This is a genomic window from bacterium (assembly GCA_024228115.1).
In the GTDB taxonomy this organism is placed as follows: domain Bacteria; phylum Myxococcota_A; class UBA9160; order UBA9160; family UBA6930.
The window spans coordinates 1-16,259 of the sequence record JAAETT010000558.1; the positions used below are offsets into that span (position 1 = coordinate 1).

The following is a 16,259-nucleotide window of genomic DNA, read 5'->3' on the forward strand; positions in this document are numbered from 1 at the left end:
GACCGTGGATGAGATCTTGTCGCGACGCCTCTTTCCATGGCGGCAGTCCCTCGAGCCATGGGTGAAGGCCTGCTACGAGGGGCGGATCAAGACGCGCTGCGTGACCCCGCAACGCATTCATTGCCCCATCTACGCGAGCTAAACAGAGACCTATGTGAACGGGACTACCGATCTTGCCCTAGACCCATTCTTCGCTCCGCAACTAGAAACCTGCGCTCTCTTCGGCTGCCAGGCGCCCGAGTTCGTCGAGCGCCTCCTCGAGTTCGGGGCCGAGCTGGTCCGCCAGCTCGGGCATGATCTCCATCGCCCCGCTGCGGCCAGCATCCTCCAGGCTGCGCGCCAACTCGGAGACCCGCCTGGCGCCGAGTTGTGCGCTACTCGACTTGAGCGCATGGGCCGCGTCGCGGACAGCGCTGGCCTCGCCCGCCACCAGGCCCTCTTCGATCTGGCCCAGCAGCTTGGTCGACGAGGCCCGGAACGTCCCGATCAGCTTGGCCACCAGCCCCTGGCGACGGCCGTTCTCCAACTCGCGGAGTTCCGTGATCGCCTCGGTGTCGATGCAGCCGGTCACCCGCTTCGCCGCGGGTCGCACCGGGGCCGGGGCTGCCGCACCCTGCTTCCTCCAGGCGGAGAGTGCCTGCAGCAGCTCTTCGCGACTGAAGGGCTTGCTCAAATAGCCGTCCATTCCCGCGGCAAAGCAGACCTCGCGGTCGTGGCGCATGGCATGGGCGGTGACAGCGACGATCGGAATCCGCTCGCCGCTACGCGCGCGCACGTCGGCGCTTCGGATGTTGCGTGTGGCCTCGATGCCATCCATCTGGGGCATCTGGCAGTCCATCAGCACGATGTCGAAGCCGTCGGCGGCCTTCTGCACGGCGACCTCGCCATCGGGCGCCAGCTCGACCTCGCACTGCAGCGACTCGAGCAGCGCCACGGCCACCTCCTGGTTGACCTCGTTGTCCTCGGCCAGCAGGATGCGCAGGTTCAGGGGACCGAGATCGACCGCGGCCCGCGGCTCCGACGGGCCCTTGCCAGCATCTGCCGGAGCCTGCTCTTCCACCATCTCGGCGGGAATCGTGAACCAGAAGCGCGAGCCCCGCCCGGGTTCGCTCTCGAAGCGCAGCTCGCCGTCCATCAGTTCCACCAGCTGGCGCGCAATCGCGAGGCCCAGCCCAGTGCCGCCGTGGCGGCGTGCCATCGAGCCATCCGCCTGGGTAAAGGAGTGGAAGATGCGGTCCTTCTCCTCTTCGGGGATGCCAATGCCCGTGTCGGCGACGGCGAACTCGAGGCGACAGAAGCCGTCGGCCTCGTCCGGGTGGCTGAGCCGCGTGACGCTGATCGCGACCGAGCCTTCCTCGGTGAACTTGACCGCGTTGCCAACCAGGTTTGTGAGGACCTGGCGCAGGCGCACCGGATCCGAGCGAATGGCGAAGGGCACGTCGTCGGGTACGTGGGTCGCCAGCTCGACACCCTTGCGGGCGGCGGCCTCGGACACGACGTCAACGACCTCGTTCACCGCCTGGCTCACTTGGCAGGTGCACGACTCGAGCTCGAGCTTGTTGGCCTCGGCCTTCGAGAAGTCGAGGATATCGTTGATGGTCCCGAGCAGTAGCTCGGCGGAGCGATGGGCCGTGCTCGTGAAGCCGCGTTGGCTCTCGTCGAGAGAGGTCTCGAGCAGCAGCTCCGTCATGCCCAACACACCGTTCATCGGCGTGCGGATCTCGTGGCTCATGTTGGCCAGGAACTGGGACTTGGCGAGGCTTGCCTCTTCCGCCTGGCGGGCCAGCTCGACCGCCTCTTCAGTGCGGGTCTCGAGCTGCAAGGTGCGCTCGCGCACCTGCTCCTCCAGATCGTGCCGGTGGCCTTCCAGCTGCTCCCGGTAGTCGCGCAACCGATCGATCATCACACCGAGCCCGCGGGCCAGGTGACCCACCTCGTCGCTTCCGCTCACACCAACCACGCGGTCGAACTGCCCGGCAGCGATATCGCGCGTAACAGCGGCGAGCCGCCGCATGCGCGCGGTGAGCCCGCGGCTACCGATCCAGCCGAGGCCAACCAGGACCAGCGCGAGGACGCCAGCAGCCGCGAGCGTCTCGCGAGAGGGCGCACTCGAGGCGAGAGTGTCGGGAACGCGGACGCCGACCTGCACGAAGCCCAGCTCCCGCGGCAGCGGGCGGCCCACCGGCTGCATCGCCTGGAGAGCATCATCCGCGATCACCGGAACGAAGAGATCCACCACATCGTACTCGGGACCATCCGCCCAACGAATCGGCTCTGGATGAAGGGCGCGCCGGGCGACGTCGCGCACGCGATCCGGGCTGTCGGCCACGGCCTGGAAGACCTGTTTGGCCACGACCCGTAGACCGGGATCGAGCACGCGCGCGTAGGCCATGTCACCGCCTCGCCCGAGGTCTTCGAGCGCCGCCGCGAGGGCGGACTCGCGCGCAAGGGCTTCCTGCATGGCCAACAGCGGTGCAAGTCGGCTTGCGATGCGCGCGCCGCGGGCCTGCTGGGCTCGGGCGGCGTCCTGATCGCGGGCGGCCTGACCGAGCCAGCCGGTTCCAACGATCGCGGCCACGACCAGCAGCGCAACCATCAGCGCGAGTTTCGCTGCCAGGCTGGTGCGCATGAGAGGCGCTTGCACGCGATCGGGCTGGGCTTCGTTCATCTGTGCTCTGCGATCCCGCCCGGCCCCATCTCAAGTGCCGTCGCCCGGACCTCTCGCGTGGTCTCACCAACGAGATTCCAGTGGAGGCCGAACGGCACCCCGACACGCGGCCGGCCGCCGCGCTCTCGTCCAGACCCTGTTCGCGACATCGTCCCTCCCTGATGGCGGCACCCAGCGGGCGTCACCGTAGGGCGCATCGGTCCGCCGTGAGGAAGGCTGAAGGTGGACGAGAACGCTGCCGGGAAACGCCCTCATGCCAGGGCGCCATCCGGTCGAAGAGCTGAACTCGGTCCTTTCTCGTGGAGAGCCTCTCGTGCCTGCGTCCCTTCCGCCCTGGCTGCAATCGTCCCGTGGCCTGATCTCGGCCGGCGCCTTGCTGCTGGTACTGCTCCTGGCGGTGCCCGCCTTCATTTCGACGGATAGGAACGCAGACGAGCGATCGCCCCTACGGGATGCAGCGGGGGAAGCGGCGGGCACGGCCGCCGCGGTGGACCGGACAGCGTCCGACCCGCTCGCACCGCCGGAGGATGACTGGCTCTCGACTGGCGCTCCGGACGGCGCCGCCGAAACCCTATCCGCGGATCCGGACGGCGCGCTGGACTGTCTGGTCCAGCCCTCGAAGACCGTAGCCATCGGCAGCCAGACCCTCGGCCTGATCGAGACGATCCACGTCGAGCGCGGGGATCCGGTGAAGGAAGGTCAGACCGTCGTCGAGCTCGAGGCGGGAGTCGAGGCCGCAGCCGTCCAGGTTGCGCGCCTACGAGCCGGCCTCGAGGGTTCACTGCGCGCTCACGAGGAGAGCTTCGCATTGAGTACGAAGCGCCAGAAGCGCGGGGCGGAGCTGTTCGAAAAGAAGGCGCTCTCCGTAGACACCCGCGAGGAGCTGGATACCCAGGCGCGCATCGGTGAGCTCGAGCTGCTGCAGGCGAAGGAGGCCCGGCAGCTCGCGGGGCTGGAGCTTCGGCAGGCCAAGGCGCTGCTCGCCCGGCGCACCTTGCGCGCGCCGATCTCGGGAGTCGTGACCGAGCGCCTTCTGGAGGCGGGTGAGGTCGTGGACGAGGAAACGATCTTGAAGATCGCCCAGATCGACCCCCTGCGTGTCGACGTGCTGATGCCCGCGAGCCGCTACGGCAGCGTGCATCCGGGCATGCGTGCCACCATCGAACCGGAGTTCCCGGTCGATGCGAGCGTGGTCGCGAACGTCGCAATCGTCGACCCGATCATCGATGCCGCGAGCGGCACCTTCAGCGTGCGGCTGGATCTTCCCAACCCGGGTGGCCAGATCCCGGGCGGGCTCCACTGCACGGTGAAGTTCCTGGACGACTAACGCGGTGGGATCGTTCGGACCGATCTTCCGCATCAGCTTCGGGCTGGTGATGCTGACGAGCACCATCCTGATGGGCCTCGACCTGTTGGGTTGGCTTCCCAACGTAGAGAACCGCGACACGGAGCTGCGTATCCGTATCGCCGAGGCCGTGGCAACCCAGGCAACGGTCGGCATCGATCGCGGCGACCTGCGTTCGGTACGTGCCGCCTTGCGGGTGGCCGTGGAGCGGAACGAGGAAGTCCTCTCCGCCGGCCTACGTGCCGCAGGCGGAAGGCTGATGATCGACGTCGGCGAGCATCGCGATCTCTGGAATCCTCCGGCGGACGGGCGCTCGACCGCCGACCACATCGGGATCCCGTTGTATCGGGACGGCGAGCAGTGGTCGACCATCGAACTCCGCTTCCAGGATCAGGGCGGCGACGGCCTGCTGGCGAACCTGTGGAGCCATCCCCTGCTGCGCATCCTGGTCCTGGTGGGCGTGGTTGGCTTCTTCGCCTACGGCTTCTATTTGCGCCGCACCCTGCGGCACCTCGACCCCTCGGCCGTGATCCCCACCCGGGTCCAGGCCACCCTCGACGTGATGACCGAAGGCGTCATCGTCATCGACCCGCACGATGATGTGGTGATGGCCAACGACGCCTTCGCAACGCGCTTCGGGCTCCGATCTGTGGACCTGATGGGACGCAAGGCCTCCTCCTTCGGCTGGCGGGACCGGCAGGGAGACGAGGTAAGGGGGGAGTTCCCGTGGCTGCGCGCGATGCGCGATGGCGAAGCCTTCGTTGGCGAAACCCTCACGTTGAATCGCAGCGCCCGGAGGCGGATCGTACTCACCGTGAACGGTGCGCCTGTACTCGACGGCTGGGGCCGTCCAACCGGAGCCATCGTCACGTTCGACGACGTCACCGAGCTCGAAGAAAATCGCGCCGAGCTTCAGCACGCGCTGGACAAACTCGAGAAATCCCGCGACGAGATCCGCCTCCAGAACGAGGAACTCCAGCAGCTCGCCCGCACCGACCCCCTGACAGGCGTCGCCAACCGACGCAGCTTCATGGAGGACGTGGAGCCCCTGTTCCAGAGCGCCCGGGCCGATGGCGATGAGCTCGCGTGCCTGATGGTCGACATCGATCACTTCAAGCGCGTCAACGACGAACATGGGCACCTGACAGGTGACGAGGTCATCCGCCGCGTCGCCGACGGCCTCACGAGCCAGCTCGGCGGTAGCGGCATCGTCTGCCGCTACGGCGGCGAAGAGTTCTGCGTAGCCCTCCCGGATTCCACCCGGGAAGAGGCGGAGGCCTTGGGCGAACGTGTCCGCCGCCAGATCGCTGCCCCGGGTTTCACGAGCGTTCCGATTGCAGCAAGCCTCGGGGTCGCCTCAGTGCGGGACCGCGCAGACAGCCTGACCGGGCTGATCGACCAGGCCGACCAGGCGCTCTACTTCTCCAAGGAAAACGGTCGCAACCGTCTGACGCGTTTCGACAGTATCTAGACGAGCTATTCCGCCGACCCCGCGAACGCCAGCGCGCGCTCCAGCTCGGCCTCGCTGCGGAGCAGCTGCGCCCGTTGCTCGGCGTGCCCATGCTCTACCCGCCGCTGTACCCAGGCGATCCGCCCGCGTGCGAGCGTTTCTGCGCCGGGCCAACCCTGCTGCAGGGCCCGCTGGACGAGGCGAACCAGCCAGGCCGGGCTCCGATCCGCGACGAACCCGTCCTCGATCGAGAGCAGTTGCTCGAAGGAGCCCGCGTCGCCCTGCCGACCACAGCGTCCGAAGAGCTGACGATCGATGCGACGCGCTTCGGCGCGTTCGACCGACAGGACGTGGAGGCCACCGCGCTGCTCGACGTCCTCCGGCACGCGGATGTCGGAGCCGCGCCCGGCCATGTTCGTGGCCACGGTGATCCGGCCGCTCTCGCCCGCATGGCCGATGATCTCTGCCTCGTCGGCGTTCTGGAGCGCGTTGAGGAGCACGTAGGGGAGCCCGGCTTCGGCGAGCGTCCGGCCCAGGGCCTCAGAGGAGCGGACGGAGGCGGTGCCAACCAACACGGGCCGCTCCTCGGCATGCAGGGCGCGCAGGCGCCCAACCACGGCGGCCCACTTGTCGTTGCTGCTGGGCAGCACACGAACGCCCTGGTCGAGCCTGCGGGTCGGGCGTCGCGGTTCGATCCGGATCATCGGCAAACCGTAGACATCCTCGATCTCGCGACCTACCTCGCGGCCGGTGCCAGTCATGCCGCCGAGCCGCAGGTAGCGCCGGTAGAATTGCTGGTAACTGATCCTGGCGATCGTCTCGCGCTCGCCCGAGATTTCGCAACCTTCCTTCAGCTCGATCATCTGCTGCAGGCCGCCCTCCCAGGAGCGATCCGGCATCGAGCGGCCGGTCTGCGCGTCGACGATCTCCAGCTTGCCGTCGCGGACGACGTAGTCCTCGTCGCGGACGTAGCCCCGCGCGGCCGTGAGAGCCACCCGCACCAGCTCGGCGCGGCGCAGAGGTGCGTTCCAGATGCCCCCGTAGCCCTTGGAGAGCTCGCCGATCCGTGCGCGGCCGCTCTCGGTCACATCTGCGTTGCGGCCGTCGCGCGATAGCTGGTAGTCCTCGTCTTCCCGGAGAAGCGCGGCCACTTGTGTCGCCTGGCGCGCGATCTCCTCGAGCCCCGGCGCGGGCACGTTGCGCGAGAGGATCAGGGGCGTGCGTGCCTCGTCGACCAGCACGCTGTCCGCCTCGTCCACAATCGCATAGCAAAGGCCGCGCAGCAGCAGCCCGGCGCCCTGCTGTCCTTGTTGGCCTTCCTGCTGAAGACGCGCCACCTCACCGCGCAAGGCCTCACTGCGATTCGGTCGGGAGAGTCGATCACGCAGGTAGTCGAACGCAATCTGCTTGTTGGTCACGTAGGTGATGTCGCAGGCGTAGGCGTGTCGGCGGATCTCGGGATCGGGATCCCGATCCACCACCGTACCCACGCTCAGCCCCAACGCCCGGTAGAGCGGCCCCATCGTCTCGGCGTCCCGCTCGACCAGATAGTCGTTCACCGTGATCACGTGGACCGGAATCCCGGCCAGCGCGGCCACCGCAGCGGGAAGCGTGGCCGAGAGCGTCTTGCCCTCTCCCGTGTCGAGCTCGACGAGCATTCCGTGCAACATGCCCATGCCTGCCATCAGCTGGACCTCGAAATGGGCCATGCCGAGCTCCCGCCGAGCCTGCTCGCGCACCAGGGCAAGCGTCTCGAGCAGCGGCTCACCAGCAAGGCTGCGGCGGAGCGCCGGCACGACATCCGCCAGGCGCTGGGCCAGCTCATCAGAGGATGCGTCGGTGAGGCCGTCGGATCGTAGGATCACTTCGCGTGCCCGCGCGCGAAGCTCTGAGACGCGCGGTCGTTCGCCCCGCGCGCGCTCCCTCAGCTGGCTCAGCTTGCGCTCGAGCCGCGGCGCGCGCGGCTCGACGCGCTCGGGGTAGCCCCCGCGCAGGACGCCCGGCCGGAACAGTTCAGACACGCAGCCGGTCCATGAACAGACGCCGAGCGGCGCGGATCGCCCGGAAGCCCACCGGCTCATTGCCGTGGTCGAAACGCACGCGGGCGCGGCTGCCGAGGCCGGGCGCTCGGGCGCCGCCTAGGAGCTGGACATCGAATTGGAAGAGCGACTCGAGAGCGGTCAAGCCCTGCTGGTCGCGACTATCAACAGCGAGGCCACCGCCTCCCGCAGCTCCCAACGCGAGGCTCGGCAGCCGATCCGTCGCCTGGGGAACCTCTCGCGCGAGGCTCGCTGAAATCGCATGACCGATGCCGGCTAGCCGCACGCTCACCGCCTCGGTGGCACCGCGCACCCAGGCCGCGTCCTCTTGCTGCACCACGACGCGGATCGTCGAGGGACCGTCCACATCCAGGTATCCGATCACGGCGCCCTTCTCGACAAAGCGATCGGGAAGATCCTCGGCACGCGGCAGCACGAACCGACCCGCCGCCTCGGCACGCACGATGCCCTCGCCATGACGCTCCCGGGCGCGGGCCAGCTCGGCGCGCACCGAGGCCAGCTCTTCCCGTGCCACCTCTGCGCCGACCCGGTCCCGGGACTGCCTCGATTCAACCCGCGCGCGAGCCTCGCGTTCGCGGGCCTCGAGGACGCGGACTTCCGCGGCCATCAGATCATCGTGGATCTCGAGCAGCGGTGTGCCGGACTGCACAGCGCTCCCGGGCGCGGCGAGAATGTCTACGACGACCCCCGTGGCTCCCGCCCTCACCTGCGCCTGCTCGGGCAGCCAGACGACCCCGTCGCTCACCGTCCACATCGGGAACGGCAGCACGAACAGCACGAGTAACACACTGGCTACCGCACCGGCCGCGCGACCGGCGGCCTGCAGCGGCCGCTCGCCGACCCGTGGATCGCGGCGCAGCAGCATCACGCCGCGTACGGCGGGCACAGCGACCTGCAGAAGCAGAGACCAGATCGCGAGCGCGACACCCACGCTGAAGAATTTCCCGGCGATGAAGAGCGCGATCGTGACTGTCAGGAAGATCCGGTAGATGAAGGCAAGCACGGCGTAGGTCGCAAGCCAGGGTCGCTCGCCGGGTGCGATGCCTTGAGGCCGCCGCTCTGGCAGGCCCAGGATCCGGCTCTCGGCGAGGTAGCGCAGGTACTTGTTCGCGCGGGTCGCCAGGTTCGGAATCTCGAGCGCGTCAGCAAGGACGTAGTAGCCGTCGAAGCGGATCAGGGGGTTGCCGTTGAAGAGCAGTGTGGAGATGCCGCCGATCGCCATCACCTGGAAGGCGGCCAGCTTCACGATCCCGGGCGACACCGCGAGCCAGAGGAACAGCGCCAACGCGGCGAGCGCCAGTTCGACGATCACGCCGGCGGCGCCCACCACCATGCGCGCGCGTTTGCTCGGAAAGGCCGCAGTGGCCGACGCGTCCACATAGGGCACCGGCATGCCGATGAGCAGCATCACGCCGATCTCGTGGACCGGCGCACCCCAATGCTTGGCAGCGAAAGCGTGGCCGAATTCGTGGAGCGCCTTCACCAGCGGGTAGAGCAAGACCAGCAGCACCAGGCTCTTCGGATCCCAGAGCGTGTCGCGGGTGTAGGCGACCAGTGCATCCAGGTTGCGCAGCGCCGTCACTGCCGCCAGGGCCACGAGCGCGCACCAGCCGAGCCAGGCGGTGCGCGTGAAGAGTGGAACCACGCGTCCGTGATGTCGCTCGAGCCAGGCATCCGCGTCCCAAAGCGGCAGACGTACATAGAGCGGGTTCTTGAAGCGCTGGCCCAACCCGTGCTGCTTCTGGTGTTGGACATTGCGGGCGAAGAGCTGACCCGTGTCCGGCGGAACATCGCAGAGCATCGCGTCGGCGCTATGAAGCTGGGCCAGCAGCGTGATCATCTGGCCCTGGTTCGGCGCGTCATCCCCCAGGTGGTCGAGCGCCGCGGTCCAGATATCCGCCACGCTGCGCTCACCGTCCATCAGTGAGATCACGTAGTGGGCGGTCGGCGCGAAGCGGTGCTGCTGCTGGGAGGCCGGATTTTCCAGCACGTACCAGCGCTGCCCGCGATAGACGTGGCGATGGATGCGCACATGGGTGCGCAGCCGCGGCCGCAGCTCGGCGACCCGGTACCAGAACGGACTGAACAAGCGCTCGCCCACTAGGGAACCCAGGCCCACCAGGCCATGCGCAGCCAATCGAGGGCCGAGTGCGTCCAGATCCAGAGCAGGCTACGGCGTCCCGCGTCGATCTTTGCCACACCGTCCATGCCCGGCCGTAGACCGCTGCCATCGCCCTCGAGGGCGGCCTCCACACGGAAGAAGCTCCGCCCCTCCTCGGCGCTGGAGATCGGCGTCACCCGACGTACGACGAATGGCCTCGCCTCGCCGGGCAACGCCTGCAGGGTGAGCCGGCCGGCCTGGCCCGCCTCGACGAAGGCGATGTCCCGCCCGTCGACTTCGAGGGTGATGCGGTAGTCGTCCCGGGGCGCCACCTCGAACAGCACTTCGCCCCGCTCGACCGGCGAGCCCAGGGCCTGGGAGAGATCTCCGCGCGTGATGACGCCATCGAAGGGAGCCACGAGCCGGGTACGGCGGCGCTGCTCGATGATCAACTCCAGCTCCGCGTCCGCCTGCTCCACCTGGGCCTGAAGGATGCGCACCTGGGAGCGATCGCTTTCCGCCATCGCGGCGCGCAGCTCCTTGCGGCGCTGCTCGCGCTTGGCCTCCCACTTGCGCGCTTCGAGACGCAGATCGGCGTCTTCGAGAACGCCTAACACCTCCCCCTTGCGCACGACGTCGCCGGCCCGGTGACGGCTCTCGGCGACGTACGCCTGCATCGGCGCCACGATGGCGCGTTGCACGATGCCCTCGAGCTGGGCGGGGGCGGCGATACGATGAGTCGCGGGCAGCAGCGCCAGCGCCAAGAGCAGGAAGACGCCAAGGCCGAGCGTCAGGCGAACGTTCAGCCGCTCGAGGCCCAGCGTTTCGGGGAGGTCCTCCCGCAGGAGCACGCGGGTGCGCGCGCCGAACGACGCCTGATCGCGGCGGCGCAGGCCTAGCACCGGGGCAAGCAGCGACACCAGCTGCTCGAGCCAGGCGCGGGTCCCTTTTGGCGGGCTCTGCCCCGGAGTGAACTCGACGAGCAATGCGCCGGCGAGCGCTTCGTCGTCGCGCAGGGGCAAGGTCCACACGCCGGCCAGGGCTTGTTCGTCGGCCAGGCGGCGATGGGCCACGGCCGCCAGCTGCGCTCCATCTTCGGGTGCCGGATAGACGATCACCGCGTCCTGGTCGATGGCCTCCTGCATGGCGGCGACGATGTCGCCCGCCAGACGCGAACGCGTGTCCAGCTGCGCGGTGTGGGAGACCGCGTCGAGCACGAGCTCGTCGCCCTGGAAGCGCCCGAGGCTGACCCGCTCGCAGCCCAGTTGGGAGGCGAGCTCGGTGGCAATGGCGAGCGAGGTTGCGGAAACCGGCCGCGGCTCGAGTGCCACGGCGAGCAGATCGAGGGTGCGTGCGGCGACCGGGCTACCCGTACTCCGCCCCTTGGCAGCATCACCCCGCGGCCGCTCCAGGCTGGAAGCCCAGCCGAGCCAATCGAGCCCGATGCGCAGCGCATCGAGCGCTGCCGCCTGCTCGCGGGGCGTGGCGCGCGGGTGCTCCACCACTGCAGCCACGGGCTGGCCGCCGCACACGCCGGGCGCCGCGACGAGATCCTTCTCTTCTCCGCTCTTCACCACAGCGCGGGCTGCAGCCAACGCGGCGGAGGCGGCAGCGCGGTGGCCTTCCGGATGGGGCAGGCCCATCCCGAGGCCCGGCGGGTGGATCGCGACCAGCTCCGGCGGTTCCTCCCGCCCCTTCCGCAACCACAGGGTGCCGCGAGCCGAACGGTCCCCAGACTCGCACTGCCGGGTGAGCCAGGTTTGAAGGATGGATTGCATCGCCCTCTTCCATCGGCACACACACGTGGTTTCGTGAGACTTTCCAGGCAGTTGAGAGTCGATCAACGGTGAGACGAGGGCTTTTTACCTCTTTGTTGCGTGCCAATGTGGCGTTTCGGAGGGTGATTTTCGACACATTTCTATCAAGGGCTGTCGTGGGTGGTCCGATGAGAGCGGAAGCTGGCCACACCTCTCGTCGGAAACGGGGCTGGCGGGGCGGGATTCGTCCAAGGAGGGCCCATGGCCCGTCGCAGACATCATCAAAAGAAGCCGCAGCCGGAGCAGGCCGCCGGCAGCCCGGAGCTCGAAGCCCTCGAGCCGCGCGTCCTGCTCTCGACCTTCACCGCCGCCCCCGACGCCGACTCACTCGACGATGCGATGTCCGGCGCAAACCCGGGCGAGGGTGCGATCGAGTTCGTGCTCGATGCCAGCGAGGCGGTCGCGGCTACGGACCCGGCGGCCATCGAGAGCCGCAAGGAACTGGTCTTCGTCGACACGGGCGTCGAGGGCTACGAGACGCTCGTAGACGATCTGCGCTCGGCGACCCCCGAGGGCCGAACCCTCGAGGTCGTCCTGCTCGACGCCGAGCAGGACGGCATCGCGCAGATCAGCGAGACCCTGACCGACTACCAGGGCCTGGATGCAATCCACATCGTCTCCCACGGCACCGAGGGTGCCGTGCAGCTGGGCGACGGCTGGCTCTCGGGCGACACGCTCTCCAGCTACGAAGGAGCACTCGCCGGCTGGGCCGATGCCCTCTCCGAGGACGCAGACCTGCTCTTCTACGGCTGCGACCTCGCCGGCGGCGAGGTCGGCGAGGCGCTCGTCGGATCGATCGCCAAGCTCACGGGCGCGGACGTAGCCGCCAGCGACGACCTCACGGGCGCCGAGGCCCTGGGCGGCGATTGGACGCTCGAGGTCCGCACCGGCGAGGTCGAGACCTCGCTCGCCTTCAGCGCCGAGACGACGAAGAGCTGGGCCGGCACGCTCGTCGTCGCGAGCGACGACTTCTCGAGCGGTGACTACAGCGGTGGGAGCGGCTGGGAGGGCGATTGGCAGGAGGTCGGGGGTGACGGCTCTCCCTCGTCCGGGGCCATCCGGGTGCTGTCGCAGCAGCTCGAGCTCGGCGACGGCGAGCTCGAGGCGGCGATGTGGGTCCAACGCACGATCGACCTCAGCACGGCCACGACCGCGACCCTCGAGTTCGATTGGCGACGCAGCGGGGAGAGCTGGGAAAACGAGATCAGCGTGGGCATCTCGACGAACGGCACGGACTGGGACCTGTTGACGGCACTGCCCGACGGCAGCAACTCGTCCTACACCCACGAATCCATTCCCATCGACACCAACACGTACAACACGGCGACGACCCATATCCGCTTCTACCGCGGCGATTGGGGGACCGGCTCCCACCTCGTCGACAACGTCCAGATCACCCACGACGGCGGAGCAGAAGCGGCCGCACTGGCAAATGGCTTTGTCACGACCTGGCAGACCGACAATCCGGGTACGTCGGCCAGTGACACCATCACCATCCCGATCGGTGCCGGCACCACCAACTTCACGGTATTTTGGGGAGACGGAACCTCAACCGATTACACCGGTGGCCCGGCAACTCACACCTATGCAAGTGCGGGCACTTATACGGTCGCGGTCGTTGGTGATTTTCCGGGGGTCAATTTCAATGGCAGCGGCGATGGCGACAAGCTGTTGTCGGTCGAGCAGTGGGGCAATATCGCCTGGCAGGATCTGAATGACGCCTTCGAAGGTGCCGACAATCTCGTCATCAACGCCTCGGACGCACCCGATCTCAGCGGTGTCACCAATCTGTCACAGATGTTCAAAGGTGCTACCAGCATCAATCAGGACATCAGCGGCTGGGACACCTCGAACGTCACCAATATGGGCGCGATGTTCGAGGGTGCCGACGCCTTCAATCAGGATATCAGCGCCTGGGACACGGGGGACGTCACCGATATGGGCGCGATGTTCAAGGGTGCCGTCGCCTTCAATCAGGATATCAGCGCCTGGGACACCTCGAACGTCACCAGTATGAGGGCCATGTTCAAGGATGCCACCATCTTCGATCAGGACATCAGCGGCTGGAACACCTCGAACGTCAACGACATGGAACTCATGTTCTATTACGCCAAGGCCTTCAATCAGGACATTGGTGGTTGGGATACCTCAAACGTCACTGATATGCGGGCCATGTTCCGTTACGTCACTCAGTTCAATCAGGACATCAGCGGCTGGGACACTTCGAACGTCACCACTATGGGTGGCATGTTCATGGAAGCCTATAACTTCAACCAGGATATTGGTGGTTGGGATACGTCAAGTGTCATCGAGATGGGCACTATGTTCGCTTTGGCCAGAGACTTCAATCAGGACATCGGCGGTTGGGATACCTCAAGCGTCACCAACATGAGTCGAATGCTCGATGGCGCCTTTGACTTCAATCAGGACATCGGCGGTTGGGATACCTCAAGCGTCACCAACATGAGTCAAATGCTCGATGACACAAACCTCTCAATCAGCAACTATGACGCAACCCTGTCGGGGTGGGCCGCACAAACAGTGCAAAGCGGCGTGACGCTGGGTGCGTCCGGTCTGCATTACAGCCTGTCCGTTGCCGATCGTCAGTCCCTGATTGATGACCATGGTTGGACAATTATTGGTGACACGCAGGTTAACAGCACCCCCGTCTTTACCAACCTCGACGGCACACCCACCTTCACCGAAGGCGGCGCGGCAGTGGTGCTGGATGCTGATGTCGATATCAGCGATGCAGGACTCGATGCGCTCAACAGCGGCAACGGCAATTACGATGGCGCCAGTGTCACGCTGGCGCGTAATGGCATTGTCTCCACCGATGATGTCTTCTCGTTCTCCGATGGCAACGGCATCACTCTGTTTGATGGTAATCTGATCAAGAACAGCCAGATCATCGCCATCTTCGACACTACTCCATCAGGCCAACTGGTCATCACCTTCACCAACGCCAACGGCGAGACACCGACCTCGGCCGACGTCGATTACATCCTGCAACAGATCACCTACGCCAACAGCTCCGACGCCCCCCCGGCCACGGCCCAGATCGACTGGAGTTTCGACGACGGCAACACCGGCAGCCAGGGCACGGGCGGCGCGCTGCAGGGAACCGGCAGCACCACCGTGACAATCACGGCGGTCAACGATACCCCGACGCTGGCAGCCACTGCGGCGAACGACACCTTAACCGAAAACACCGACACAACTTCGGCCGCGGTCTTCAGTACAGTCACCATCGACCCGGTTGAATCCGGCGATTATATTGCATCCGCCCAACTGACCATCGGTGGCGGCATTGAATACACCGATACCCTGACGATCAACGGCACTGCAATCACCGGGCTCGGCAGTGACAGCAGTGGCGCGATAGCCGGTGGTCACACCTACAGCTACACCCAGGCCACCGGCGTCGTGACGATCACCTTTGCCGGCAGCACCAATGCGGCAGTGGCCGAGCTGGTGCTGGAGAACATCACCTACGACATCGACGCGTCCGACCAGGACCCGTCGACGACAGCTCGCACGGTGACCTTGAACACAGTGACCGACAATGGTGGTGGCGCGGATACGAATACCGACATCAGTGAGACGGCAACGATTAGTGTCGATGCTCAAAACGACGTTCCGACCGCAGCGAACAACTCGGCCTCGGTCAACGAGGGCGCCTCGGTCGTGATCGACCTCTCGGGGAATGACACGGACCCGGACAACGCGCTCGACCTCAGCTCGATCACCATCACGAGCGGCCCGGCCAACGGCGCCCTGGTCGACAACGGTGACGGGACGCTCACCTACACCCACGACGACTCCGAGACCGTCGGCGACTCCTTCTCCTACACGATCGACGATGCGTCGGGCGCCACCTCGAACGTCGCCAGCGTCACCGTCACTGTGAACCCTCAGAACGATGCGCCGACTGCAGTGAACGACTCGGCGAGCGTGAACGAGGGCGCCTCGGTCGTGATCGACCTCTCCGGCAACGACACCGACCCCGACAACGCCCTGGCCCTCAGCTCGATCACGATCACCAGTAGCCCCGCCAACGGCAGCCTGATCGACAACGGCGACGGAACTCTCACCTACACGCACGACGGCACCGAGACCGTTGGCGACTCCTTCTCCTACACGATCGACGATGCGTCGGGCGCCACCTCGAACGTTGCCAGCGTCACCGTCACTGTGAACCCTCAGAACGATGCGCCGACTGCAGTGAACGACTCGGCGAGCGTGAACGAGGGCGCCTCGGTCGTGATCGACCTCGCGGGGAACGACGGGGACGTGGACGACGCCCTCGACCTGGGCTCGATCGCGATCACCTCGCCCCCCTCGAACGGGACCCTCGTCGACCACGGGGACGGCACCTTCACGTACACGCACGACGGCTCCGAGACCGTCGGCGACAGCTTCTCGTACACCATCGACGACGCCTCGGGCGCCACCTCGAACGTCGCCTCGGTGACCTTGACGGTCACGCCGCAGAACGATGCCCCCACGGCGGTCAACGACGCGGCCGCCGTGAACGAGGCCGGCAGCGTCCTGATCGATCTCGCGGGCAACGACACGGACGTCGATGACGCACTGGCCCTCGGATCCATCGCAATCACATCCGGCCCCGCCAACGGCACCTTGGTCGACAATGGTGATGGCACGCTGACCTACACTCACGACGGCTCCGAGACCATCGGTGACTCCTTCTCGTACACCATCGATGATGCCTCGGGCGCAACCTCCAACGTCGCCAGTGTGACCGTCACGGTCACGCCCCAGAACGACGCCCCCACCGCCGCCAACGACTCGGCTTCA

The 16,259-nt window shown here is 66.9% G+C and carries 7 protein-coding genes; 3 read left to right on the forward strand and 4 right to left on the reverse strand.

The window, feature by feature from the left end; all coding sequences use genetic code 11:
• Positions 1-202: 202 nt before the first annotated feature.
• Positions 203-2,668, reverse strand: coding sequence for a response regulator (locus tag GY937_23190; GenBank protein ID MCP5059621.1), 2,466 nt, complete (start codon positions 2,666-2,668; stop codon positions 203-205).
• A gap of 313 nt (positions 2,669-2,981) precedes the next feature.
• Here GY937_23190 and GY937_23195 point away from each other — a divergent pair, with 313 nt between their 5' ends.
• Complete coding sequence (locus GY937_23195; protein MCP5059622.1) at positions 2,982-3,995, forward strand: efflux RND transporter periplasmic adaptor subunit; 1,014 nt, start codon at positions 2,982-2,984, stop codon at positions 3,993-3,995.
• Between the two features lie 4 nt (positions 3,996-3,999).
• Positions 4,000-5,484 carry a sensor domain-containing diguanylate cyclase gene (locus GY937_23200; GenBank protein ID MCP5059623.1) on the forward strand — a complete coding sequence of 495 codons (1,485 nt, stop codon included), beginning with the start codon at positions 4,000-4,002 and terminating at the stop codon, positions 5,482-5,484.
• 5 nt (positions 5,485-5,489) lie between these two features.
• Here the strand turns inward: GY937_23200 and GY937_23205 are convergent, their stop codons facing one another.
• Genes GY937_23205 through GY937_23215 form a run of 3 tightly spaced genes read right to left on the reverse strand, consistent with a single transcriptional unit; the run spans position 5,490 to position 11,402 of the window.
• Positions 5,490-7,544: a prepilin peptidase gene (locus GY937_23205; GenBank protein MCP5059624.1), complete on the reverse strand. Its 2,055-nt coding sequence runs from the start codon at positions 7,542-7,544 to the stop codon at positions 5,490-5,492.
• Positions 7,477-9,642 carry a peptidase M50 gene (locus GY937_23210; protein MCP5059625.1) on the reverse strand — a complete coding sequence of 722 codons (2,166 nt, stop codon included), beginning with the start codon at positions 9,640-9,642 and terminating at the stop codon, positions 7,477-7,479. Before GY937_23210 ends, GY937_23205 begins: the two co-directional genes overlap by 68 nt.
• The gene (locus GY937_23215; protein MCP5059626.1) at positions 9,624-11,402 is read right to left on the reverse strand and encodes an HlyD family efflux transporter periplasmic adaptor subunit; all 1,779 of its coding nucleotides are present in this window, start codon (positions 11,400-11,402) and stop codon (positions 9,624-9,626) included. Before GY937_23215 ends, GY937_23210 begins: the two co-directional genes overlap by 19 nt.
• Positions 11,403-11,642: 240 nt before the next feature.
• On the opposite strand from GY937_23215, the gene GY937_23220 reads away from it, so the two are divergent.
• Positions 11,643-16,259, forward strand: a 4,617-nt coding sequence (locus GY937_23220; GenBank protein ID MCP5059627.1) for a BspA family leucine-rich repeat surface protein, incomplete at its 3' end; no start/stop codon positions are given.